The organism is Streptomyces ureilyticus (assembly GCF_011045025.1).
Classification (GTDB): domain Bacteria; phylum Actinomycetota; class Actinomycetes; order Streptomycetales; family Streptomycetaceae; genus Streptomyces; species Streptomyces ureilyticus.
In genome coordinates this window covers 1-23,938 of record NZ_JAAKZX010000150.1, presented here as the reverse complement: position 1 = coordinate 23,938, position 23,938 = coordinate 1, and the positions used below count along the sequence as shown (strand labels likewise).

At 69.3% G+C, this 23,938-nt stretch carries 19 protein-coding genes and 2 pseudogenes; 16 read left to right on the top strand and 5 right to left on the bottom strand.

What is annotated here, in order from left to right; genetic code table 11:
• The 5 genes and pseudogenes from G6048_RS34000 to G6048_RS33980 form a co-directional block, all read right to left on the bottom strand.
• Positions 1–127 (bottom strand): annotated as a pseudogene (locus tag G6048_RS34000) (acyl-CoA dehydrogenase family protein); the annotation flags it as partial.
• Positions 123–641: pseudogene (locus G6048_RS33995) on the bottom strand (NADH-quinone oxidoreductase subunit NuoE family protein); the annotation flags it as partial. The pseudogenes G6048_RS34000 and G6048_RS33995, both read right to left, overlap by 5 nt.
• Positions 642–645: 4 nt before the next feature.
• Positions 646–2,580: a molybdopterin oxidoreductase family protein gene (locus G6048_RS33990; RefSeq protein ID WP_165343450.1), complete on the bottom strand. Its 1,935-nt coding sequence runs from the start codon at positions 2,578–2,580 to the stop codon at positions 646–648.
• Complete coding sequence (locus G6048_RS33985) at positions 2,577–3,548, bottom strand: 2-dehydropantoate 2-reductase (protein WP_165343449.1); 972 nt, start codon at positions 3,546–3,548, stop codon at positions 2,577–2,579. Before G6048_RS33985 ends, G6048_RS33990 begins: the two co-directional genes overlap by 4 nt.
• Before the next feature lie 165 nt (positions 3,549–3,713).
• Entirely contained in the window at positions 3,714–4,616 is a 903-nt protein-coding gene (locus G6048_RS33980; RefSeq protein ID WP_165343448.1) for a LysR family transcriptional regulator, read from the bottom strand.
• An 81-nt stretch (positions 4,617–4,697) separates the two neighbouring features.
• Between G6048_RS33980 and G6048_RS33975 the strand changes: the two genes are divergently transcribed.
• The 16 genes from G6048_RS33975 (at position 4,698) to G6048_RS33900 (ending at position 23,927) form a co-directional block, all read left to right on the top strand.
• Positions 4,698–5,654: a Gfo/Idh/MocA family protein gene (locus G6048_RS33975; RefSeq protein WP_165343447.1), complete on the top strand. Its 957-nt coding sequence runs from the start codon at positions 4,698–4,700 to the stop codon at positions 5,652–5,654.
• Complete coding sequence (locus G6048_RS33970) at positions 5,651–6,613, top strand: quinone oxidoreductase family protein (RefSeq protein WP_328827762.1); 963 nt, start codon at positions 5,651–5,653, stop codon at positions 6,611–6,613. Before G6048_RS33975 ends, G6048_RS33970 begins: the two co-directional genes overlap by 4 nt.
• 157 nt (positions 6,614–6,770) lie before the next feature.
• Positions 6,771–8,099: an OFA family MFS transporter gene (locus G6048_RS33965; protein ID WP_165343446.1), complete on the top strand. Its 1,329-nt coding sequence runs from the start codon at positions 6,771–6,773 to the stop codon at positions 8,097–8,099.
• Positions 8,071–8,238: an MFS transporter small subunit gene (locus G6048_RS33960; protein ID WP_165343445.1), complete on the top strand. Its 168-nt coding sequence runs from the start codon at positions 8,071–8,073 to the stop codon at positions 8,236–8,238. Before G6048_RS33965 ends, G6048_RS33960 begins: the two co-directional genes overlap by 29 nt.
• Before the next feature lie 135 nt (positions 8,239–8,373).
• Positions 8,374–9,312, top strand: a complete 939-nt coding sequence (locus G6048_RS33955; protein ID WP_165343444.1) for a beta-ketoacyl-ACP synthase III — start codon at positions 8,374–8,376, stop codon at positions 9,310–9,312.
• 144 nt (positions 9,313–9,456) lie between these two features.
• Positions 9,457–10,134, top strand: a complete 678-nt coding sequence (locus tag G6048_RS33950) for a GntR family transcriptional regulator (RefSeq protein WP_165343443.1) — start codon at positions 9,457–9,459, stop codon at positions 10,132–10,134.
• A gap of 123 nt (positions 10,135–10,257) precedes the next feature.
• A complete protein-coding gene (locus tag G6048_RS33945) occupies positions 10,258–10,980 on the top strand; it encodes a VOC family protein (protein ID WP_165343442.1) in 723 nt (240 codons plus the stop codon).
• Between the two features lie 199 nt (positions 10,981–11,179).
• Entirely contained in the window at positions 11,180–12,361 is a 1,182-nt protein-coding gene (locus tag G6048_RS33940; protein WP_165343451.1) for an ROK family transcriptional regulator, read from the top strand.
• A 141-nt stretch (positions 12,362–12,502) separates the two neighbouring features.
• Positions 12,503–14,020, top strand: a complete 1,518-nt coding sequence (locus G6048_RS33935) for a sugar ABC transporter ATP-binding protein (RefSeq protein ID WP_165343441.1) — start codon at positions 12,503–12,505, stop codon at positions 14,018–14,020.
• Positions 14,017–15,036 carry an ABC transporter permease gene (locus G6048_RS33930; protein ID WP_165343440.1) on the top strand — a complete coding sequence of 340 codons (1,020 nt, stop codon included), beginning with the start codon at positions 14,017–14,019 and terminating at the stop codon, positions 15,034–15,036. The genes G6048_RS33935 and G6048_RS33930 overlap by 4 nt, the downstream gene beginning before the upstream one ends.
• Before the next feature lie 136 nt (positions 15,037–15,172).
• Entirely contained in the window at positions 15,173–16,210 is a 1,038-nt protein-coding gene (locus tag G6048_RS33925) for a substrate-binding domain-containing protein (protein WP_165343439.1), read from the top strand.
• 187 nt (positions 16,211–16,397) lie between these two features.
• Positions 16,398–17,600, top strand: coding sequence for a Gfo/Idh/MocA family protein (locus G6048_RS33920; protein ID WP_165343438.1), 1,203 nt, complete (start codon positions 16,398–16,400; stop codon positions 17,598–17,600).
• Between the two features lie 13 nt (positions 17,601–17,613).
• Entirely contained in the window at positions 17,614–18,618 is a 1,005-nt protein-coding gene (locus G6048_RS33915; protein ID WP_165343437.1) for a sugar phosphate isomerase/epimerase family protein, read from the top strand.
• 84 nt (positions 18,619–18,702) lie between these two features.
• A complete protein-coding gene (locus G6048_RS33910) occupies positions 18,703–21,216 on the top strand; it encodes a PQQ-dependent sugar dehydrogenase (RefSeq protein WP_165343436.1) in 2,514 nt (837 codons plus the stop codon).
• A 13-nt stretch (positions 21,217–21,229) separates the two neighbouring features.
• Positions 21,230–22,630, top strand: a complete 1,401-nt coding sequence (locus G6048_RS33905; RefSeq protein WP_165343435.1) for a ThuA domain-containing protein — start codon at positions 21,230–21,232, stop codon at positions 22,628–22,630.
• Between the two features lie 94 nt (positions 22,631–22,724).
• Positions 22,725–23,927, top strand: a complete 1,203-nt coding sequence (locus G6048_RS33900) for an inositol-3-phosphate synthase (RefSeq protein ID WP_165343434.1) — start codon at positions 22,725–22,727, stop codon at positions 23,925–23,927.
• Positions 23,928–23,938: the final 11 nt, after the last annotated feature.

The window sequence follows — 23,938 nt, the reverse complement described above, 5'->3', positions numbered from 1 at the left end:
GCGAGTGCACGCTGACGCCGAGGCCTACGGTCAACCGGGCCGCGGCGAGCTCTTCGAGGACCTGGAGGTAGACCTCGTACGGCTGCTCACCGCCTCCGTATCCGGCGTCGTACGGCAGGCCTAGCAGTGCGCGCCAGGTCGCCGTTCTTGGCGCCGCGGACCGCCCGCACCACCAACGCCGCCGGCGCCCGCTCACACAACCCCAGACACGGACTCCGCTCCACCGAAACCCCGCTCCCAAGCCCCAGCCGCGCCTCGACCCCCGCGCACAACTCCGCCGCCCCCGCAGCCGCGCACGCGAGATCCGTGCACACATGCAGCACCGTCGCGGGCCGCGGCTTCACCGAGAACATGGCGTAGAACGTGGCGACCCCGTACGCCTCCGCAGGCGGCACGGTCAGCCGCCGGCACAGGTAGTCCAGCGCACCCTCACTGATCCACCCCACGCGATCGTTGATCGCGTGCAGCCCCGGCAACAGCAGGTCACGACGCTCCCGCGCCGGGCGCCCCCCACGCGCCCACCTCAAGTCCACGTCGGACCGGTCCGCGCCCTCCCACGACGACTCGGGGGGCCCGAGCAGCGCGTCGACGGCCGCCCGTTCCTCGTCCGTGGGCTTGCTGTCACCGAAGTGCAGATCCACCAGATCACCTCACCTGAGTCGCAACCGGAAGCTTGTCGATCCGGATCGCCGACGCCTTGAACTCCGCCGTCCCCGCGATCGGGCAGTTCGCCTCGATCGTCAGCTGGTTGGTGTCCACTTCGTCGGGAAAGTGCATGGTCATGAACGCGAGCCCGGGCCGCAGCGCCGGATCGACCCACACCGGCGCCACCACCGCCCCGCGCCGTGACGACACCTGGACCTCTTCGCCCACCACGACGCCGTAGCGCTCCGCGTCCTCCGGACAGAGCTCGACGTACTCCCCGCGCCGCAGCGGCGAGGCGAAACTGCCGCTCTGCACACCGGTGTTGTACGAGTCGAGCCGCCGCCCGGTGGTCAGCCGGATCGGGTACTCCTCGTCCGTCAGATCGACCGGCGGATCGTGCTGGACGAGCCCGAAGGGCGCGAGGCGGCCGCGACGGGCCGGATCCGCATCCCACAACCGCCCGTGCAGGTACGTCGGTTCGATCCGGTCCGTGTCCGGGCACGGCCACTGGATGCCCTGGTGCTCCTCCAGGCGCTCGTATGTCATCCCGTAGTGGTCAGGCGACACCGATCGCAGCTCGTTCCATACGGCCTCGGAGTCCGCGTACTTCCAGTCGTGGCCGAGCCGGGCGGCCAGCTCGCAGATGATGTCGATGTCCTCGCGGGCCTCGCCGGGCGGCGCGACGGCCGCCCGTACGCGCTGAACTCGCCGCTCGCTGTTGGTCGTCGTACCGTCCGTCTCGGCCCACCCGGCGGTCGCGGGCAGCACCACGTCCGCCAGCTCGGCGGTCTTCGTGAGGAAGATGTCCTGCACGACGAGGAAGTCCAGGGCCCCCAGGCGCCGTATCGCCTGCTCGCTGTCGGCCTCGGACTGCGCCGGGTTCTCGCCGACGCAGTAGACGGCCTTGAGCGTGCCCTCCTCCATGGCCTCGAACATGTCCGTCAGGTTCAGCCCGTAGTGCGGCTGGATGACGGTGTCCCAGGCGGACTCGAACTTGAGCCGTGTGTCCGGGTCCAGGATGTCCTGGAAGCCGGGGAGGCGATTAGGAATCGCCCCCATGTCGCCGCCGCCCTGCACGTTGTTCTGGCCCCGCAGGGGCTGTAATCCCGAGCCGTAGCGGCCCACATGGCCCGTCAGCAGGGACAGGTTGATGAGCGCGCGTACGTTGTCCGTGCCGTTGTGGTGCTCGGTGATGCCGAGCGTCCAGCACAGTTGGGCGCGCTCGGCGCGGGCGTACGCGTGCGCCAACTCCCGTATGGCGGCGGCCGGTACGCCCGTCACCTTCTCGGCGAGCGACAGCGTCCAGGGCTCGACGAGTTTCTTGTACTCCTCGAAACCGGTGGTCGCCCGCTCGATGAAGGCCTCGTTCGCAAGGCCCGCATGGATGATCTCGCGGCCGATCGCGTGCGCCATCGGGATGTCCGTGCCGACGTTCAGGCCGAGCCAGCTCTCCGCCCACTCGGCGGTTGACGTACGGCGCGGATCGACCGCGTACATCCGCGCCCCGTTCCGTATCCCCTTCAGGACGTGCTGGAAGAAGATCGGGTGTGCGAAACGGGCGTTGGAGCCCCACATCACGATGAGGTCGGTGTGCTCGACCTCCCCGTACGACGACGTCCCGCCGCCCGAGCCGAACGCGGCCGAGAGGCCCGCGACGCTCGGGGCGTGGCAGGTGCGGTTGCAGGAGTCGACGTTGTTGGTGCCCATGACGACGCGGGCGAACTTCTGCGCCACGTAGTTCATTTCGTTGGTCGCGCGGGCGCAGGAGAACATCCCGAACGCGCCACGGGCGGCGGACAGCCCGCGTGCGGCGCGGTCCAGCGCCTCGTCCCACGTCGCCTGCCGGAAGGGCTCGTCGCGCGAGTCGCGGACGAGCGGATGAGTAAGTCGGGTGTACGTCTTGGGAGTTCGGTCGCGTTTCCTTGTACGGCTCATGCGGCGGTCCTCAATGCGAGCAGATCCGAGATGGCGTGGACGGTGCGGAGTGTCGGCACCTCGACCCCGGTGATCTCCGCCAACTCGACGACGGCGGCGAGGAGCACGTCGAGCTCGAGCGGTTTGCCGCGCTCCAGGTCCTGAAGGGTCGAGGTGCGGTGATCGCCGACGCGCTCGGCGCCGGCCAGCCGCCGTTCGATGGACACCCCGACCTCGCAGCCCAGGGCCCGGGCCACCGCGAGCGTCTCGGTCATCATGATCTCGATGACCTTGCGGGTGCCGCCGTGCAGGCACATCTGCCGCATGGTGGCGCGGGCGAGGGCGCTGATCGGGTTGAAGGAGATGTTGCCGAGCAGCTTGAGCCAGACGTCGTTGCGCAGATCGGGCTCGATCGGGCACTTGAGCCCGCCGGCCCGCATGGCCTCGCTGAACGCGGTGCACCGCGCCGACACCGAGCGGTCGGGTTCGCCGATGGAGAACCGGGTGCCTTCGAGATGGCGTACAACTCCCGGTCCCGCCAGCTCGGTTGCGGCATACACCACACACCCGACGGCCCGTTCGGGCGCGATCACCGCACTGACCGCGCCGTCCGGGTCCACGCTCTCCACGCGATGGCAGTCGTACGGGCCGCCGTGCCGGTGGAAGTACCACCAGGGGATGCCGTTCTGCGCGGCGACCACCGCCGTGGTGTCGTGCATAAGAGGCTCGATCAGCGGCCCGCACGCCGCGTACGAGTTGGCCTTCAGACCCAGGAAGACGAAGTCGGCCGGGCCGACCTCGGCCGGGTCGTCGGTGACGTGGGCCCGGGCGGTGAAGTCCCCGCGCGGGCTGAGCACTTGCACTCCGTGCTGCCTCATGGCCGCCAGATGCGGTCCACGGGCGATGAGATGCACGTCGGCGCCCGCGCGATGCAGCGCGGCACCGACGTAGGCGCCGATCGCACCGGCGCCGAGAACTGCGACTTTCACTGAGGGTCTCCGTTCGGTCGAGGGATACCGCGGAGGTGAACTGAGGCGTCGAAATCTGTCGACGGAATATTGTCTACAGTATGGGAGTTAGGCCAGCAAGGGTTCGCGCAGCACCTGGGACAGCCTTGTGTGACGGTGCGTAGCTGACCACTTTGAGGATCGCGCTCAGTCAACTGGCCTTGAGGCGTGGGAAGCGGCGACTTCGCGGAGGAGGTTCAGAAACGCGGACAGGGCCGGCTGGTCCTCGGTCGCCTCCTTCACCACGGCAAAGATTGAGCGTGCGGCTGCGGGCCGGGTGACCGGCAGGCAGGTCACCGCGGTGGTGGGGATGGCGGTGAGTGCGAGTTTGGGGACCATGGTCACGCCGAGCCCGGTGGCGACGAAGGCGACGGCGGTGGCGTAGTCGTGGGCCTCCACGACGAAGTTGGGGCTGAAGCCGGCCGCGCCGCACGCGTCGAGGATGGTCTCCCGGCAGATGCTGCTCGGCCACTCGTTGTCGATCCACGTCTCGTTGCTCAGCCTGCCCAGTTCAATGGTCTCTTCGGTGGCGAGAGGGTGCTCCGGCGGCAGGACCACGACGAAGGGATCGTCCAGCAGGTGCATCGCGCGTAGCCCGCGGGGCACCGGGACGGTGTCGTCCAACACCATGATCTCGGCGTCCGCCGCCTCGCCGGTCAGCCCCTTGCCCAGCCTCAGCTCCACGCGGACCTCGGGGAAGCGGCGGCCGAACTCGGCGATGATGGGCGGGATCAGTACCGCGCCGGCCGTGGCGAAGTAGCGGACGGTCAACCGGCGGGACTTCCCCGCGCGCAGGTCGGAGAGGGCCGTCTCCGCGTCGGCGATCTGTGTCTGGATCTGCCGGGCATGCGTGGCCAGGAGCCGTCCCGCCTCGGTGGGGCGGATGCCTCTGCCCTGGCGTTCGAACAGCGCGGTGCCGGTCTCCCGCTGCAGTGCGGCGATGTGCTGGCTGATCGCCGATGGGGTGTAGCCGAGGAGGGCGGCCGCGGCTTGGATCGAGCCGGTTTCGACGACCGAGCGGAGCACCACGAGACGGCGAACATCAAGCATGGGCGGATAGTACAGCTCTGCTTCATTGTTCTTAAGAAAACATCGCTTGTGCTGTCCTTTCGGCGGCTCCAGAATCCGAGCATGGAGAAGAAGAGAAGCATTCGGCTGGGCATCGTGGGTCTGGGGGCGATGGGCTCCGAGATGCTCGATGTCGCAGGGCGGCACCCCGAGTTCGAGGTTGTCCTGGCCGCGGACCCCAGCGCTCAGGCCGTTGAGCGGGCACGAGTGGCGCATCCGCAGGTGCCCTGCACCCAGGATGCGGAGGAGCTGCTCGACCACGACGGGCTCGACGCGGTCTACATCGCCTCGCCGCCCGCCACGCACGCGGGCTTCGCGGTACGCGCCATGAAGGCGGGCAAGGCGGTCTTCGCCGAGAAGCCGCTCGCGGTGGATCTGGCCGAAGGCGAAGAGATGGCGGCGGTGGCCACGGCGACCGGGGCTGTGAACGCGCTGAACTTCGTGATGTCCGATCGCAGCGCCGCGTTGGCGGTCGGCCGGGCGTTGCGGGACGGCGAAGTCGGGACAGTCCTCGGTGTGGATATGCGGTTCGGCTTTCCGCAGTGGCCAAGGGAGTTCCAGCAAGACGCTCGCTGGGTGGCCGGACGTGCGCAGGGCGGGTTCCTGCGTGAGGTCGCCTCGCACTACCTCTTCCTCACCGACCGGCTCTTGGGCCCCCTCTCGCCCGTCCACACACACGTGGCCTACGGCGTGGCGGGAGAGAACGCAGCCTCGGGTCTGTTCCTCGCGGGCGACGTGCCGGTAAGGCTCTCAGGGCAGGTCGCCGCGGCTCCGGAGACGTACGAGTGGACACTGCACGGAACCGAGCGGTCGTACCGGATCAACGACTGGGGGGACTTGTGGCTCGGCGACCACTCCGGCTGGACCCGCGTCGAGTTGGACAGTCCGCGCGGCAGTGAGGAGACCCGGCTGACCGAGTTCGCCCGGGCCGTCCGGGGTGAGGGCTCCACGCTGGCCGACTTCGCCGCCGGCTTGCGGGTGCAGCAACTGGTCGAACACTTCCACAGGGAGATCCGGTGACGCGTTGCGGCCCGGCGGTGGTCGTCGGCGAGCATGGCGGGCCGGACGTGCTCGAAGTCCACAACCTCGACCTTCCCGAGGTGGCCGGTGACCAGGTGTTGGTGAAGGTTGCCTACGCCGGGGTCAACTATGTGGACATCTACCAGCGCGAGGGCGTCTACCCCCGCCAAGTCCCCTTCGTGCCCGGCGGTGAGGGGGCGGGCCGGGTCCTGGAGGTCGGTGCCGAGGTGTCCGGACTGAGCGCCGGCGACAGGGTCGCATGGCAAGGCGCGCCGGGCGCCTACGCCCGGTATGTGTCGGTCCCGGCCTCCCAACTGCTCCGGATCCCCGACGAGGTGACCGACGAGCAGGCTGCGGCACTTCCCCTCCAGGGACTGACCGCCCACTACCTGGCAACCAGCTCATACGCCATCCACCCCGGAGACACCGTCCTCATCCACGCCGGCGCGGGCGGGGTCGGGCTCCTGCTGACCCAGATCGCCAAGATCCGCGGCGCCACCGTCATCACGACCGTCTCCACCCCCGGCAAAGCGGAAGTCTCGCGCGCGGCAGGCGCGGATCAGGTGCTCGGATACGACGACTTCCATGAGGAACTGAGCGAGCAGGGCGTCCATGCCGTCTACGACGGGGTCGGCAGGAGCACCTTCGAACGATCACTGAAAGCACTGCGGCGCCGCGGCACACTTGTGCTCTACGGCGGCTCCAGCGGGCACGTGGCCTCGGTCGACCCGCGCCGTCTGACCGAGGGCGGCTCACTCACGTTGAAACGCCCCACTCTCCGCGACTTCGTCGTCGACCGCCCCGAGCTTGAAAGCCGCTTCCAGGATCTGCTCGACTGGCTCATCGAAGGACGGCTGCACCTGCACATTCACCGGCACTACCCCCTGGTGGACGCGAAGGATGCCCACCGTGCTCTCGCCTCCCGGGACACGGTCGGCAAGCTCCTCCTGGCCCCGTGATCAAATGCGGCGCCGAGCCCGCCGAACACGCCCCGGATGCGACCCGCCGCTCCCCAACGACCGTTCGTCGCGTCTGGCATACCGTTCATCGCATACCGTCGACGCGTTCGGCGGACCGACTTCCCAACTCGGCGACGGATTCCTATCGTTCGGGATCATGAGTCCACCCATAGCGCCACCCGGCTGGAGCCGTTGGCTCGTTCCGCCCGCTGCCCTGTCGGTCCATCTCTCCATCGGTCAGGCCTACGCCTGGTCCGTGTTCAAGCCGCCCCTGGAGTCCGCGCTCGACCTCAGCGGCACGCAGAGTGCGCTGCCCTTCCAACTCGGCATCGTGATGCTCGGGTTGTCCGCCGCGTTCGGCGGCACGCTCGTCGAGCGGAACGGGCCGCGCTGGGCGATGACCGTGGCCCTGATCTGCTTCTCGTCGGGCTTCCTGCTCTCCGCGCTCGGGGCCGCCACCGAGCAGTACTGGCTGATCGTCTTCGGCTATGGCTTCGTCGGCGGGATCGGTCTCGGCATCGGGTACATCTCGCCCGTCTCGACGCTCATCAAGTGGTTCCCGGACAGGCCGGGCATGGCCACCGGCATCGCCATCATGGGCTTCGGCGGCGGTGCGCTGATCGCCTCGCCGTGGTCCGCGCAGATGCTGGAGTCGTTCGGCTCCGACAGCTCGGGGATCGCGCTCGCGTTCCTCGTGCACGGACTGTCGTACGCCGTGTTCATGCTGCTCGGCGTGCTGCTGGTGCGGGTGCCGCGCAGCGAGAAGCCGGTGGCCTCCGCGCCGAGCGCCTACGAGGGCGTGCAGGTGTCGGCGCGCAACGCCGTGCGCACCCCGCAGTTCTGGTGCCTGTGGATCATCCTCTGCATGAACGTGACCGCGGGCATCGGCATCCTGGAGAAGGCCGCCCCGATGATCACGGACTTCTTCGCGGACACCTCGACGCCGGTCTCGGCTTCGGCGGCGGCCGGTTTCGTCGCGCTGCTCTCGGCGGCCAACATGGCGGGCCGTATCGTCTGGTCGTCGACGTCCGACCTCGTCGGGCGCAAGAACATCTACCGCCTCTATCTGGGGGCGGGCGCGCTGATGTACGCGCTGATCGCGTGGGTGGGGGACTCCTCGAAGCCGCTGTTCATCGTCTGCGCGCTGGTGATCCTCTCCTTCTACGGAGGCGGCTTCGCGACCATCCCCGCTTACCTGAAGGATCTGTTCGGCACTTACCAGGTCGGCGCGATCCACGGTCGGCTGCTCACCGCCTGGTCGACCGCCGGAGTTCTCGGACCGCTGATCGTCAACTGGATCGCGGACCGGCAGGAAGAAGCGGGCAAGTCCGGCGAGGCGCTGTACGGAACGTCGCTGATCATCATGATCGGGCTACTGGTCATCGGCTTCGTCGCCAACGAACTCGTACGCCCCGTCCATGCCCGCCACCACGTCCCCGCCCCGAAGGAGGCCGCCGATGTCCACGAGCGACAGCAGTCCGCCTAGCGCACCGCCCAGCACACCGGCCGGCGCTCCGCCCGGCCGCCGCGGGCTGATCGCCTTCTCCTGGGTGTGGGTGGGGGCGCCGCTCGCCTACGGCCTGTACGAACTGGTGCGGAAAGCGACGCAACTGTTCACGGGGTGAATGCTCGGGTGTCCGAGCGTTCAACAAAAGGCGACAAGGCTGACGCCGCTTTCCTGTGGCTTTACCTGTCCTCGTACCCGTGAGTACCTGATCAGACTGGTGGGTCATACACCCAGGTAACGAGGGGGACCGCCCATGATCGGCTCACGCATCGTCGCAGTCGGCCACTACCAGCCCGCCAAGGTGCTCACCAACGAGGACCTGGCGGGTCTGGTCGACACCAGCGACGAGTGGATCAGGAGCCGGGTGGGTATCCGGACGCGGCATATCGCCGGGCCCGACGAACCGGTCGACGAGCTGGCCGCACATGCCGCCGCCAAGGCGCTCGCGGCGGCCGGACTCGCTCCCGGCGACATCGACCTGGTCCTGGTGGCGACCTCCACGGCGATCGACCGCTCGCCGAACATGGCCGCCCGCGTCGCCGCCCGCCTCGGTATCCCGTCCCCGGCCGTGATGGACCTCAACGTCGTCTGCGCCGGCTTCACGCACGCGCTGGCCACCGCCGATCACGCCGTACGCGCCGGGGGCGCGAGCCGCGTGCTCGTCATCGGCGCCGACAAGATGTCCGACGTCGCGGACTGGACGGACCGTACGACCTGCGTGCTCGTCGGGGACGGGGCGGGGGCCGCGGTGGTCGAGGCCTCGGACGAGGTCGGTATCGGACCTGTTCTGTGGGGTTCCGTGCCGGAGATGGGGCACGCGGTACGGATCGAGGGCACGCCTTCGCGGTTCGCGCAGGAGGGGCAGAGCGTCTACCGGTGGGCCACCACCCAGCTGCCGCCGATCGCGCGCAAGGCCTGCGAACGGGCCGGCCTGGAACCCGAGGACCTCGCCGCGGTCGTGCTCCACCAGGCGAACCTACGCATCATCGAGCCGCTCGCCGAGAAGATCGGCGCCGTGAACGCCGTCGTCGCCCGCGACGTCGCCGAGTCCGGCAACACGTCCGCCGCGAGCATCCCGCTCGCCTTCTCGAAGCTCGTCGAACGCGGCGAGATCTCCACCGGCGACCCGGTGCTGCTCTTCGGCTTCGGCGGCAATCTGTCGTACGCGGGACAGGTGGTCCGCTGCCCGTGACGTGCGGGTTCACTGTCGTGTGACGAGTCCAACTCCCCCTCGCCCTGGCCGCTCAGCGCCGTAGACTGTAGACGAAAGACAATTGATACTGGCTGCCATTGGCTTTCCGGCTGCGGCCTGCCGTTGCCCAGGAGGGGGACCGCGATGTTGTCGACAGGACTGCCGCAGGGGGCCGTACCCAAGCTCGAACGTCCGGGACCGCTCAGGGACCGTGTGTACGAGGCGCTCCTCGAGCTCATCACCACGCGTGCCCTGCAGCCCGGCCAGCATCTGGTCGAGAGCGAGCTCGCCGGGCATCTCGGGGTCTCCCGGCAGCCCGTACGCGAGGCGTTGCAGCGGCTGAACACCGAGGGGTGGGTCGATCTACGGCCCGCGCAGGGCGCGTTCGTGCACGAGCCGACGGAGGAGGAGGCAGACCAGCTCCTCACGGTCCGTACGCTCCTGGAGGCCGAGGCGGCCCGGCTCGCCGCGGCTGCCGCGGGCAGCGCCGGCATCAGCGCCCTGGAGGAGTTGTGCGCCGAGGGTGAGCGGGCGGTCGACGCCGACGACGTGGACGGCGCGGTCGCGATGAACGCCCGCTTCCACGCGAAGGTCATGGAGCTCGCGGGCAATGCGGTCCTCGCGGAGCTCGCGGCGCAGGTCGACCGGCGGGTCCGCTGGTACTACACCCCGGTCGCCCGCCAGCGCGGCCACCAGTCCTGGATCGAACACCGCGAACTCATCGCGGCGATCTCGGCCCGCGACGAACAACGCGCGACGGAGATCATGCGCGCCCACACGGAGCACACGCGCAGGACGTACCACGCGCGCGAGAAGGCCTGACCGGCTCCGGTTCGGAGAGCCTGACGGGCTCCGGTTCGGACGACGGCCGCCCCTCCGATCCGGGGGGCCCGGGGAGAACTAAAACGCGTTGTGTCGCAGTTCCCGAGCGCTTTAGCTGTGCGGATGACTTCTCAACTCCACGCGCTCTGCTTCGATGCGAGCGACCCGCTCCGACTCGCGCGCTTCTGGGCCGACTTCCTCGGCTGGGAGATGTCCGACGATTTCTCCGAGGGCATCGTGATCCTGCCGAGCGATGACACCGGGTTCCGGATGCGATTTCTTCCGGCCCAGGAGCAGAAGACCGGCCAGAACCAGATGCACTTCGATCTGACGAGTACGTCCCTTGACGACCAGCAGCAGACGGTGGCGAGGGCGCTCGCGCTCGGCGCCCGGCACATCGACATCGGTCAGCGCCCCGACGAGGGGCATGTGGTGCTCGCCGACCCCGAGGGCAATGAGTTCTGTGTCATCGAGCCGGGCAACAACTTCCTTGCCGACTGCGGATTCATCGGAGCGCTGGCCTGTGACGGTTCGCAGGAGGTCGGGTACTTCTGGAGCCAGGCGCTGGGCTGGCCGTTGGTGTGGGACCAGGACCAGGAGACCGCGATCCGTTCGCCGCACGGCGGTCCGAAGGTCACGTGGGGCGGTCCGCCGCTGATGCCGAAGACGGGGAAGTACCGGCTGCACTTCGACCTCGCACCACCGGTCGGCGGTGATCAGCAGGCGGAGGTCGACCGCCTCGTCTCCCTCGGAGCGACTCGCATCGACATCGGCCAGGGCGACGTCCCCTGGGTGGTGATGGCCGATCCCGACGGTCATGAGTTCTGTGTGCTCAGGCCCCGATAACGCGAGCGATCCGGGTGGACGGCCCCGCCCTCCTCAGGGTGGGCTCGGAGCCACCGTCGGCCACTCTTTGTCCTGTGAGTGGAAAAAGTCGGCACGAATTACTGCTCAACTTCTTCCCACCCCCGGCAACCGCTGCTACGTTCCCCTCGAAAGCACCACGAAGCTGTGCCGATGAGGCGGGGAGGGGCTCGTGAGACGTATGACGGCGCGACCCGCGAACGCCCACCAGGCGCGGCTGCTCAAGCTGTTGCGTGACGACGGGCCCAACTCCCGTGCCCAGCTGGGCGACCGGGTCGACCTCTCGCGGTCCAAACTGGCGGTGGAGGTCGAACGTCTCCTGGAGACGGGCCTCGTGGTCGCCGACGGACTCGCCGCCTCGCGCGGTGGCCGCCGGTCCCACAACATCCGGCTCGCGCCCGCTCTGCGCTTCCTCGGCGTGGACATCGGCGCGACGTCGATCGATGTGGCCGTCACCAACGCCGAGCTGGAGGTGCTCGGGCACATCAACCAGCCCATGGACGTACGCGAGGGCCCGGTCGCGGTCTTCGAGCAAGTCCTGTCCATGGCAGCGAAGTTGAAGGCCTCAGGGCTCGCGGAAGGATTCGACGGCGCCGGCATCGGCGTACCAGGACCCGTCCGTTTCCCCGAGGGCGTCCCCGTCGCCCCGCCGATCATGCCGGGCTGGGACGGGTTCCCGGTGCGCGAGGCGCTGAGCCAGGACCTCGGCTGTCCCGTCATGGTCGACAACGATGTGAACCTGATGGCCATGGGGGAACAGCACGCGGGCGTCGCACGCTCCGTGGGCGACTTCCTCTGCGTCAAGATCGGCACGGGTATCGGCTGCGGCATCGTCGTCGGCGGTGAGGTCTACCGCGGTACGACGGGCAGTGCAGGCGACATCGGCCACATCCTCGCGGTACCGGACGGCCGCCAGTGCGCCTGCGGCAACCGGGGCTGCCTGGAAGCCCACTTCAGCGGCGCCGCACTCGCCCGCGACGCCACGGAAGCCGCCCAGCAGGGGCTGTCGCCGGAACTGTCGAGCCGCTTGGAGACGAACGGCAGCCTCAGCGCCGTCGACGTCGCCGCCGCGGCCGTCGCGGGCGACACCACCGCGCTCGATCTGATCCGCGAGGGCGGTTTCCGCACCGGCCAGGTCATCGCCGGACTCGTCAGCTTCTTCAACCCCGGCCTGGTGGTGATCGGCGGCGGGGTGACCGGCCTCGGCCACACCTTGCTCGCCGCGATCCGCACCCAGGTCTACCGCCAGTCGCTGCCCCTCGCGACCGGCAACCTCCCGATCGTTCTGGGGGAGTTGGGCCCCACCGCCGGAGTCATCGGCGCGGCCCGGCTCATCAGCGACCACCTGTTCTCACCCGCTTAACGCCGCACGTCAAGCACCAGAGCCGCACGAAAAGCTCACCAGCACGGCACCCTGCACCGCTCCCAACAGGCACTCCGCACCGCCCCTGCCTTACCCCGCCCTGCCCTGAACCGGCCCGCACGCCCGCCAAGGGGAACCGTCATGGCATCCGAACCACCGCTGCTCACCATGTCCGGGATCACCAAGTCGTTCCCCGGCGTCCGCGCGCTCGACGGCGTCGACCTCGACGTCCAGCCGGGCGAGGTGCACTGTCTGCTCGGCCAGAACGGCGCCGGGAAGTCCACCCTCATCAAGGTCCTGGCCGGCGCCCACCAGCCCGACAGCGGCACCATCAACTGGCGCGGCGCGCCCGTCACCCTCCGCTCGCCGATCGCCGCCATGCGCCTCGGCATCGCCACCATCTACCAGGAACTCGACCTGGTGGAGGGCCTGTCGGTGGCCGAGAACGTCTACCTGGGCCATGAGCCGACGGCCGCCGGTTTCGTCGTACGACGCAAGGGCGCACGCGCTTCAACAGCCGCCCTGCTCAAGCGACTTGGCCACCCCGAGATCGATCCGGCCCGGCTCGTCGGCGACCTGTCCGCCGCCCACCAGCAGATCGTCTCCATGGCGCGGGCGCTCTCCCACGACGTACGCCTCATCGTCATGGACGAGCCGTCCGCCGCCCTCGACCCCGACGAGGTCGACAACCTCTTCCGCATCGTCGGCGACCTCACCGCGGACGGCGTCGCCGTCATCTACATCTCGCACCGCCTGGAGGAGATCCGCCGCATCGGCGACCGCGTCACCGTCCTCAAGGACGGTCGGGCGGTGGCCGGTGGGCTGCCCGCGAAGTCGACGCCGACGCGCGAGGTCGTGGCGCTGATGACGGGGCGGAACGTGGAGTACGTCTTCCCCGAGCGGCCGGTGCACGACGCGCTCCCGGATCCTGTTCTCGAGGTCAAAGGCCTTGCGCGGGAAGGGGAGTTCGCGCCCCTCGACCTCACCCTTCGGCCCGGCGAGATCGTCGGCCTCGCCGGACTCGTCGGCTCCGGACGCTCCGAGATCCTGGAGACCATCTACGGCGCCCGCAAGCCGACCGCCGGTCAAGTCCTCGTCGAGGGAAGGCGGTTGAAGCCGGGCAGCGTACGAGACGCCGTCCGCGCCGGCCTCGGACTCGCCCCCGAGGAACGCAAGGCGCAGGCCCTGCTGATGCTGGAGTCCGTCACGCGGAACGTGTCCGTGTCCTCCATGTCCCGCTTCTCGTACGGGGGTTGGCTGGACCGGAGCGGCGAGCGGGAAGCGGCCCTCAAGGCGACGCGCGAGCTGTCGCTGCGCCCCGACAACCCCTCGGTGCCCGTGCGCACCCTCTCGGGCGGCAACCAGCAGAAGGCCGTACTGGCCCGCTGGCTGCTGCGCGGCTGCCGGGTGCTGCTGCTCGACGAGCCCACCCGCGGCGTCGACGTCGGCGCCCGCGCCGAGCTGTACGCCGTCATCCGCCGCCTCGCCGACGAAGGCCTGGCCGTGCTCCTGGTCTCCAGCGAAGTGCCCGAAGTCCTCGGGCTCGCCGACCGCGTCCTGGTGCTCCGCGAGGGCCAGGTCGTGCACACGGCGCCCGCCCAGGAGCTCGACGAACCCCGCGTACTCGACCTCGTCATGGAAGGAACTCCGGCGTCATGACGCAGCACGCATCACCGCCCCGGGATGACACCCCGAAAATGTCGCCGATGGAGGGACCCAGCCCCTGGCGGGCACTCACCGCCCGCGCCGACGTCCGCACCCTCTCGCTGCTCGGCGTGCTCGCCGCCCTGATCATCATCGGCGGCATCACCAAGCCCGACCAGTTCCTCGACACCCGCAACCTCCAACTCGTCCTCACCCAGGCCTCGGTCATCGGTGTCGTCACGGTCGGCATGACCTTCGTCATCGTCTCCGGCGGCATCGACCTGTCCGTCGGCGCGATCGTCGCGCTCGCCTCCGTATGGGCCACGACCGTCGCCACCCAGGAGTTCGGGTTCCTCGGCATCCTCTTCACCTCAGTGATCGTCGGCGTGGGCTGCGGACTGGTGAACGGCATGCTGATCGCGTACGGGGCCATGGTCCCGTTCATCGCGACGCTCGCCATGCTCGCCTCGGCCCGCGGGCTCGCCCTGCAGATCACCGACGGCAGCACCCAGGTCGTCACCGTCCAGAGCGTGCTCGACCTCGGCGGGCGCGACTCCTACATCCTGGGCATCCCACCCCTTGTCATGGTCTTCGCGGTGGTCACCGTCATCGGCTGGCTGCTGCTCAACCGCACCACCTTCGGGCGGCGCACGGTCGCAGTCGGCGGCAACGCGGAGGCGGCCCGGCTCGCGGGCATCGACGTCCGCCGGCAGCGCCTGTACCTGTATCTGCTCTCCGGGCTCTGCTGCGGCATCGCCGCCTTCCTGCTGGTCGTGCTGTCCGGTTCGGGTCAGAACACCAACGGCAACCTGTACGAACTCGACGCCATCGCCGCCGCGATCATCGGCGGCACCCTGCTCAGCGGCGGGCGCGGCACCATCGTCGGCTCGGTGCTCGGCGTGCTGATCTTCACCACGATCACCAACATCTTCGCCCTGAACAACCTGCAGAGCGACGTCCAGCAGATCGCCAAGGGCGCGATCATCGTCGCCGCCGTGCTCGTCCAGCGCCGTACCGCACATACGACTTAACGCCCGTACGGCATCCACGACTTGACTCCAGCATCGCCAGCACGAGCTGACTCCAGTACCGCCAGCACAGCTTGAGGTCGTAGCGCCATCACGACTTGAGCCGTTTCGCACGTCCTTCACGGAAGGGTCCACCGCCATGCCAGAGTTCACCAGCCGCAGAGGACTGCTCTTCGGCACCGCCGCCGTCGGGGCCGGTGCGTTCCTCACCGGTTGCACGAGTAACGAGTCCAGCGACGAGCCGGCCTCCAACGACCAGCCCGCCGCCGACGACAAGCCCGGCAAGCAGGTCACCATCGGCTTCGCAGGACCGCAGGCCGACCACGGCTGGCTGAACGCCATCAACGAGAACGCCAAGAGCCGGGCGAAGAAGTACAAGGACGTCACGCTGGAGATCACCGAGGGCTCCAACGACACCGCCGCGCAGATCGGCCAGATCGAGACCCTGATCAACAAGAAGGTCGACGTCCTGGTGATCCTGCCCGCCGACGGCAAGGCGCTCACCCAGATCGGGCTCCAGGCCATGCGCGCCGACATCCCGGTCGTCAACCTCGACCGGATCTTCAACTCCCCGCAGGCGTACCGCTGTTGGATCGGCGGCGACAACTACGGCATGGGGCTGAACGCCGGTCACTACATCGGCGAGAAGCTCAAGGACAAGAAGAACGCCCGCGTCATCGAACTCGCCGGCCTCGACAACCTGGAGCTGACCCAGCAGCGTACGCAGGGCTTCGACGCGGCCCTGAAGAACTACCCGAACATCAAGAAGGTCGCCCGGCAGGCCGCCGACTTCACCGTCGAGTCGGGGCAGGCGAAGATGTCCCAACTGCTGCAGGCCCAGTCGAACTTCGACGCCCTGTGGAACCACGACGACGACCAGGGCGTAGGTGCCCTGCGCGCCATCGACCAGGCAGGTCGCGACGACTTCCTGATGGTCGGCGGCGCGGGCGCGCTGTCCGCCTTCCAGGCCATCAAGGCAGACGACGGCGTCCTCAAGGCGACCGTCCTCTACCCGCCGACCATGGCCGCCTCCGCGATCGACCTGGCCCGCGCCCTCGGCCAGGGCAAGGGCGTGGGCGGCCTCGCCGAGTTCGAGATCCCGGCGTCCCTGACGCTCTACTCGGCAGTGGTCGACAAGGAGAACGTCGACCAGTACATGTCCACCGGCTTCAAGTGACGTGTCCGACGGCTTCGAGCGGGTGCTGCGCCGCGCTCCATAAGGGGCGCGGGGCTGTATCACTGTGCGGCTCGGCCGCGCGGGTGCGACCAGCCACAACGGACCCGCAGACTTCCAACCGCACTTCCCGCGGAGCGCTCCGCAAACACCCCCCACAGCGCACCACGACGACGAGGAGGACATCTCCATGGGACAGCCGCACCAGGGCGACGAGGCAGCCAAGCCCGCGCTGGGCGTTGGCATGGTCGGATACGCGTTCATGGGCGCCGCCCACTCCCAGGGCTGGCGCACCGTGGGCCGCGTCTTCGACCTGCCACGCCGCCCCGTCCTCGCCGCCGTCTGCGGCCGCGACGGACAGGCCGTACGCGCGGCGGCCGACCGGCTCGGCTGGGCGGCGGCCGAGACCGACTGGCGGGCGCTGATCACCCGGGACGATGTCGACATCGTCGACATCTGCACACCCGGCGACAGCCACGCCGAGATCGCGCTTGCCGCACTCGCCGCCGGCAAGCACGTGCTGTGCGAGAAGCCCCTCGCCAACACGGTGGAGGAGGCCGAGGCGATGACCGAGGCCGCCGAAGCCGCCGCCGCACGCGGCCAGGTGGCGATGGTCGGCTTCAACTACCGCCGGGTGCCCGCCACTTCGCTCGCCCGGAAGATGGTCGCCGAGGGGCGATTGGGCGCCCTGCGCCACGTACGGGTGACGTACCTTCAGGACTGGCTGGTGGACCCGCAGTTCCCGCTGACCTGGCGGCTGCGCAAGGAGACGGCGGGCTCGGGCGCGCTCGGCGACCTGGGCGCGCACATCGTCGACCTCGCGCAGTACCTCGTGGGCGAACCGGTCGTGGGAGTGTCCGCGCTCACCGAGACCTTCGTACGGGAGAGGCCGCTGCCCAGCGGACCCACCAGCGGCCTGTCCGCGGTGTCCGCCAATGGAGTCGGCCAGGTCACCGTGGACGACGCCGCCGTCTTCACCGGCCGTTTCGCCTCGGGCGCCCTCGCCTCCTTCGAGGCCACCCGGTACGCCACCGGCCGCAAGAACGCCCTGCGCATCGAACTCAACGGTGAACACGGCTCGTTGGCCTTCGACCTGGAACGGCTCAACGAACTCGAGTACCACGACCACCGGGAGCCCGGCACCCACGCGGGCTTCCGCCGCATCCTCGTCACCGAGCCCGACCACCCCTACATGGAGGCCTGGTGGCCGCCCGGTCACGGCCTCGGCTACGAGCACACCTTCATCCACCAGGCCCGCGACCTGGTGAACGCCATCGCCGAGGGCCGCGCTCCGGTCCCGTCCTTCGCCGACGGACTGCAGGTGCAGCGCGTACTCGCGGCGGTCGAGGAGAGCGCCGCGAAGAACTCCGTATACACCCCCATCGCGAGTTGAGGAGGGCCGTTCCATGCCGCGCAACTTCACGCTCTTCACCGGCCAGTGGGCCGACCTGCCGCTCGAGGAGGTCTGCAGGCTCGCCCGCGACTTCGGCTACGACGGACTCGAACTCGCCTGCTGGGGCGACCACTTCGAGGTCGACAAGGCCCTCGCCGACTCCTCGTATCTCGACTCCCGGCACCAACTGCTCGACAAGTACGGCCTGAAGTGCTGGGCCATCTCCAACCACCTGGTCGGCCAGGCGGTCTGCGACGCCATCATCGACGAACGCCACCAGGCGATCCTCCCGGCCCGCATCTGGGGCGACGGCGAGGCGGAAGGCGTACGACAGCGGGCGGCGTCCGAGATCGCCGACACGGCGCGCGCGGCGGCGGCCTTCGGCGTCGACACCGTCATCGGCTTCACGGGCTCCGCGATCTGGCATCTGGTCGCGATGTTCCCGCCCGCCCCCGAGTCGATGATCGAGCGCGGCTACGAGGACTTCGCGCTGCGCTGGAACCCGATCCTCGACGTCTTCGACCACGAGGGCGTGCGGTTCGCCCACGAGGTCCACCCGAGCGAGATCGCGTACGACTACTGGACAACTCAGCGCGCGCTGGAGGCAGTTGACCACCGTCCTGCCTTCGGGCTGAACTTCGATCCCTCGCACTTCGTCTGGCAGGACCTCGACCCGGTCGGCTTCCTGTGGGACTTCCGTGACCGGATCTACCACGTCGACTGCAAGGAAGCGCGCAAGCGCCTCGACGGCCGCAACGGCCGCCTCGGCTCGCACCTTCCGTGGGGCGACCCGCGCCGCGGCTGGGACTTCGTGTCCGCCGGCCACGGCGACGTCCCCTGGGAGGACGTGTTCCGGATGCTGCGTTCCATCGACTACTCGGGCCCCATCTCGGTCGAGTGGGAGGACGCGGGCATGGACCGCCTCCAGGGCGCACCCGAGGCACTCACCCGGCTCAAGGCGTACGACTTCGAGCCGCCGACGGCGTCCTTCGACGCGGCGTTCGGCGGCAACGACTGATCTTTCTGGCACACCTCCGGGGTGACGGCGCACCCCGGCGTTCCGCACACACCCGTACGACCAGCCCCATCATGGAGGCAATTCGTGCACCCGCATGTCAGAAACAGGAACACCAGAAGCCACACCAAACACCCAAGACTTCGTGGGGCCCTCGCGTTGCTGAGCGGTCTGCTGCTCGCGGGCGCCTCACTCGGCCTCACCGCCCCCGCGGCGGGCGCGGCCGTCGCCGACCCGGGTAGCGCGGCCCCCGCGGCGGCTGCCGAGCCCAAGGCCGAGGACTTCCAGCAGGTCACCCTCGCCAAGGGCGAACCCGAGACCGGCGAGCCCATGTCGCTCGCCGTCCTCCCGGACCGCTCGGTCCTGCACACCTCACGCGACGGGGAGTTGCGGCTCACCGATGCCGCGGGCACCACGAAGCTCGCGGGCAAACTCGACGTGTACGCGCACGACGAGGAAGGCCTGCAAGGCGTCGGCGTCGACCCCGGCTTCGCCGACAACCGCTTCATCTACCTCTACTACGCGCCGCCGATGAACACCCCGGCGGGCGACGCCCCCGAGACGGGCACCGCCGCCGACTTCGCGCCCTTCGACGGAGTCAACCGGCTCTCCCGCTTCGTCCTGAAGGCAGACGGCACTCTCGACACCGCCAGCGAGAAGAAGGTCATCGACGTCCCGGCGACCCGCGGCATCTGCTGTCACGTCGGCGGCGACATCGACTTCGACGCGGCGGGGAACCTGTACCTGTCGACCGGTGACGACTCCAACCCGTTCCAGTCGGACGGCTTCACCCCCATCGACGAGCGCGCCAACCGCAACCCGGCCTTCGACGCCCAGCGCACGGCCGGCAACACCAACGACCTGCGCGGCAAGATCCTCCGCATCAAGGTGAACGCCGACGGCTCCTACGCCATCCCCGACGGCAACCTCTTCGCGCCCGGCACGGAGAAGACGCGCCCCGAGATCTACGCGATGGGCCTGCGCAACCCGTTCCGCTTCAGCGTCGACAAGGAGACCGGGGTTCTGTACGTGGGTGAATACGGCCCCGACGCAGGAGCCGCAAACCCTGCCCGTGGACCCGCGGGCCAGGTCGAGTTCGCCCGCATCACCAAGCCCGGCAACTTCGGCTGGCCGTACTGCACCGGCGACAACGACGCCTACGTGGACTACGACTTCGCAACCGGCGCTTCCGGTGCGGCATTCGACTGCGCCGCCCCCAAGAACACCTCGCCGAACAACACCGGCCTGACCGACCTGCCTCCGGCGCAGACCGCCTGGATCCCGTACGACGGCGCGTCCGTCCCCGAGTTCGGCGACGGCTCCGAGTCCCCGATGGGCGGCCCGGTCTACCACTACGACCCTGAGCTCGACTCGCCGGTCAAGTTCCCGGAGGCGTACGACGGGGACTTCTTCGCCGGGGAGTTCGGCCGCCGCTGGATCAAGCGGATCACCTCGGACGGTGACGGCACGGTGCAGTCGATCAACGACATCCCGTGGACCGGCACCCAGGTGATGGACATGGAGTTCGGCCCGGACGGCGCGCTGTACGTCCTCGACTACGGCCTGGCGTGGTTCGGCGGCGACGAGAACTCCGCTCTGTACCGGATCGAGAACGCGACCGACGGACACTCACCCGTGGCGCAGTCCGCGGCCGACCGTACGTCAGGACAGGCACCGCTGAAGGTGAAGTTCTCCTCCGCCGGCACCAGTGACGCCGACGGCGACGCCCTCACGTACAGCTGGGACTTCGGCGACGGCGGCAAGTCCACGTCGGCGAACCCCACGCACAAGTACACGAAGAACGGCACGTACACGGCGACACTGACGGCCAAGGACCCCAGCGGCCGCACGGGTAGCTCCAGTGTGCAGATCGTGGTGGGCAACACGGCGCCGAAGGTGACTCTGGAACTGCCGCGTGACGGGCAGCTGTTCAGCTTCGGGGATGCCGTGCCGTTCAAGGTGAAGGTCACCGACCCGGAGGACGGGACCATCGACTGCGCCAAGGTCAAGGTCACGTTCATTCTCGGCCACGACAGCCACGGTCACCCGGTGACCTCGGCGAACGGCTGCACCGGCACCATCCAGACCAGCGCCGACGGCGGCCATGACGAGGACGCCAACATCTTCGGCGTCTTTGACGCGGAGTACACCGACGGCGGTGGCGGCGGCCAGGAGGCGCTCACCACCCACGACCAGGCCGTCGTCCAGCCCACGCACCGCCAGGCCGAGCACTTCGGCAAGGCCTCGGGAGCCAAGGTACAGACACGTGCCACCGCGCACGGCGGCGAGGCCGTCGGTGACATCAACAACGGCGACTGGATCTCCTTCAACCCCTACGTCCTGAGCAACGCCAAGAAGCTCACGGCACGGGTCGCCTCCGACGGCGCGGGCGGAAAGCTCGAGGTCCGCGCGGGCTCGCCCAAGGGACGCGTGCTCGGCACGGCGACCGTTCCGGCGACGGGCGGCTGGGAGAAGTACCAGGACGTCACTACGTCCCTGAAGGGCGCACCGCGCGGGACGACCACGCTCTACCTCGTGTTCAAGGGGCGTGGCACCGGAGCGCTGTACGAGGTCGACGACTTCACGTTCACGACCGGCTGAGGGGGCTGCAGCGATGCGAGCAACAGGCAGAGCGGTGACGGCGGTTGTCGGCGCTGCCCTGCTCATCGGGTGTGTGTCGGGACCGGCCGCGTCCAAGGGGCCTGAAGGGCAGCAGGCTGAGTCCAAGAAGGCTGACGTCAAGGGTCGTGCGGACGACCGGGTGCTGGTGTTCTCCAAGACCGCCGGGTTCCGGCACGACTCCATCCCGGAGGGGATCGCCGCGGTGAAGGACCTCGGCGCCGCGAACGGATTCGCCGTGGACGCGACGGAGGACGGGGCAGCTTTCACGTCGCGCAACCTCGCCAAGTACGACGCCGTCGTGTTCCTGTCCACCACCGGCGATGTGCTCAACGCGGGCCAGCAGAAGGCCTTCGAGGGCTACATCCAGCGCGGGGGCGGCTACGTGGGCATTCACGCCGCCGCCGACACCGAGTACGACTGGTCCTTCTACGGCGGCCTGGTCGGCGCCTACTTCAAGTCGCACCCGGCGATCCAGCCCGCACGGATCGAGGTCGAGGACCATGCGCATCCGGCCACCTCGCACCTCCCGGAGTCCTGGAACCGTACGGACGAGTGGTACGACTACCGCTCCAACCCGCGGGAACGCACCCATGTCCTGGCCTCGCTCGACGAGTCGTCGTACACCGGCGGCACGATGAACGGCGACCATCCGATCGCCTGGTGCCAGAACTACCAGGGTGGCCGTTCCTTCTACACCGGGGTCGGCCACACCAAGGAGTCGTACGCGGATCCCGCCGTCCGGCAGCACCTGCTGGGCGGAGTCCGCTGGGCGATCGGGGCCGCGAAGGCCGACTGCCGCCCGGAGAACGGCTACCAGCCGCTCTTCGACGGCACTGAGGCGTCACTTTCCGCCTGGAAGCAGGCGGGACCGGGCTCGTTCACCCTCGGCGACGACAGCACGCTCACGTCGTCGGGTGGCCTGGGCATGCTCTGGTACGGCGCCTCGGGGTTCGGCTCGTACTCGCTGAAGCTCGACTGGAAGATGGCGAGTGCCTCCGGTGACGACAACTCCGGTGTCTTCGTGGGCTTCCCGGCCTCCGACGATCCCTGGTCGGCCGTCGACAACGGGTACGAGATCCAGATCGACGCGACCGACGCCCCCGATCGCACCACCGGGGCCGTGTACAGCTTCAAGTCCGCCGACATCAAGAAGCGCGACCGTGCGCTGAACCCGCCGGGGGAGTGGAACACGTACGAGATCCGCGTGGAGGGCGAACGGCTCCGCGTCTATCTCAACGGCGTGAAGATCAACGATTTCACCAACACCGATCCGGTGCGCAGCCTGCGCGACGGTCATATCGGCATCCAGAACCACGGTGCCGAAGACCAGGTGTCCTTCCGCGACATCCGGATCAAGGAACTGCCCGCGCGATCTGCTGCGCAGGGCGATTGAGCGACGGCGGGCGGGGGACGCCGGACTCCCGCCCGCCGTCTTTCCTCTGGTTTCTGTACGGCCCTTTGGTTCGCGTACGACAAGGAGGCTGACCATGTCCATCGAACCGTCCCCTTCCGAGTCACGGGTGTCCGAGTCACGGGTGGGCGTGTGGCTGATCGGAGCGCGCGGTTCCGTCGCCACCACCGTCGTCGCGGGGTGCGCGGCCATGACCGCGGGCCTGCACCCTCCCACGGGCATGGTCACCGAGACCGACCCCTTCTCCCGCTCCGGACTGCCACCGTTGTCGTCCCTCGTCTTCGGCGGCCACGACACGGTGGACTGCCCCCTGCCCAAGCGCGCGGAGGCGCTGGCCGCCGGGGGAGTCCTGCCGCACGGCCTCCCGACGGCCGTGGGCGCCGAACTCGCCGCCGCGGACCGGGAGATCAGGCCGGGCGGCCCACCCCCCGGCGACACCCGGGACACGGAAGAACTGGTGGCCGCCTTCGCCGCGGACATGAGTGACTTCGTACGCCGCCACGGCCTCGCCCGGGCGGTAGTCGTGAACGTCGCCTCCACGGAACCGGCTCCCGTCGGCACCGAACTGCCCCCGAGCTCGCTCTACGCGGCTGCGGCACTGCGAGCCGGCTGCCCGTACGTCAACTTCACCCCCTCCACGGGTCTGCACCACCCGGCGCTGGCGTCAGCCGCCGCCGCGTCCGGTCTGCCGTACGCCGGCCGTGACGGCAAAACCGGCCAGACCCTGCTGCGATCGGTACTGGGCCCGATGTTCGCCCAGCGCGCGCTGGCAGTCCGCGCCTGGTCCGGCACAAACCTGCTCGGCGGCGGCGACGGCGCGGCCTTGTCCGACCCGGCTGCCGCGGCGGCGAAGAACGCCGGCAAGGAACGCGTCCTCGCCGACACCCTCGCCGCGGTCCCCGAGGGCGAGGTCCACATCGACGACGTACCTGCGCTCGGCGACTGGAAGACCGCCTGGGACCACATCGCCTTCGACGGCTTCCTCGGCACCCGCATGATCCTCCAGACCACCTGGCAGGGCTGCGACTCAGCCCTCGCCGCACCCCTGGTCCTCGACCTGGCCCGTTTGACGGCACGGGCCCACGAGGCGGGTCTGTCGGGTCCGTTGGGTGAGCTGGGCTTCTATTTCAAGGACCCGGTGGGCGACGGGCCTTCGGCCTTGGGCGAGCAGTACGCGGAACTGGTGGGGTTCGCGAGGCGGTTGCGGGTGGAGGCGTATGGGGCGCCGGGAACGCGGGAGCCACGGGAGTCGCCAGGGTTGTCGCGGGAGGGGCGATGAGGGGGCTGGGG

Excerpts from the sequence above, each read along its gene's own strand:
- G6048_RS33960 (WP_165343445.1), top strand. The coding sequence starts at position 8,071 with ATGTCCACGAGCGACAGCAGTCCGCCTAGCGCACCGCCCAGCACACCG.
- G6048_RS33980 (WP_165343448.1), bottom strand. The coding sequence starts at position 4,616 with ATGCTTGATGTTCGCCGTCTCGTGGTGCTCCGCTCGGTCGTCGAAACC.
- G6048_RS33935 (WP_165343441.1), top strand. The coding sequence starts at position 12,503 with ATGGCATCCGAACCACCGCTGCTCACCATGTCCGGGATCACCAAGTCG.
- G6048_RS33975 (WP_165343447.1), top strand. The coding sequence starts at position 4,698 with ATGGAGAAGAAGAGAAGCATTCGGCTGGGCATCGTGGGTCTGGGGGCG.
- G6048_RS33965 (WP_165343446.1), top strand. The coding sequence starts at position 6,771 with ATGAGTCCACCCATAGCGCCACCCGGCTGGAGCCGTTGGCTCGTTCCG.
- G6048_RS33925 (WP_165343439.1), top strand. The coding sequence starts at position 15,173 with ATGCCAGAGTTCACCAGCCGCAGAGGACTGCTCTTCGGCACCGCCGCC.
- G6048_RS33930 (WP_165343440.1), top strand. The coding sequence starts at position 14,017 with ATGACGCAGCACGCATCACCGCCCCGGGATGACACCCCGAAAATGTCG.
- G6048_RS33905 (WP_165343435.1), top strand. The coding sequence starts at position 21,230 with ATGCGAGCAACAGGCAGAGCGGTGACGGCGGTTGTCGGCGCTGCCCTG.
- G6048_RS33915 (WP_165343437.1), top strand. The coding sequence starts at position 17,614 with ATGCCGCGCAACTTCACGCTCTTCACCGGCCAGTGGGCCGACCTGCCG.
- G6048_RS33955 (WP_165343444.1), top strand. The coding sequence starts at position 8,374 with ATGATCGGCTCACGCATCGTCGCAGTCGGCCACTACCAGCCCGCCAAG.
- G6048_RS33920 (WP_165343438.1), top strand. The coding sequence starts at position 16,398 with ATGGGACAGCCGCACCAGGGCGACGAGGCAGCCAAGCCCGCGCTGGGC.
- G6048_RS33950 (WP_165343443.1), top strand. The coding sequence starts at position 9,457 with ATGTTGTCGACAGGACTGCCGCAGGGGGCCGTACCCAAGCTCGAACGT.
- G6048_RS33940 (WP_165343451.1), top strand. The coding sequence starts at position 11,180 with ATGACGGCGCGACCCGCGAACGCCCACCAGGCGCGGCTGCTCAAGCTG.
- G6048_RS33900 (WP_165343434.1), top strand. The coding sequence starts at position 22,725 with ATGTCCATCGAACCGTCCCCTTCCGAGTCACGGGTGTCCGAGTCACGG.
- G6048_RS33990 (WP_165343450.1), bottom strand. The coding sequence starts at position 2,580 with ATGAGCCGTACAAGGAAACGCGACCGAACTCCCAAGACGTACACCCGA.
- G6048_RS33945 (WP_165343442.1), top strand. The coding sequence starts at position 10,258 with ATGACTTCTCAACTCCACGCGCTCTGCTTCGATGCGAGCGACCCGCTC.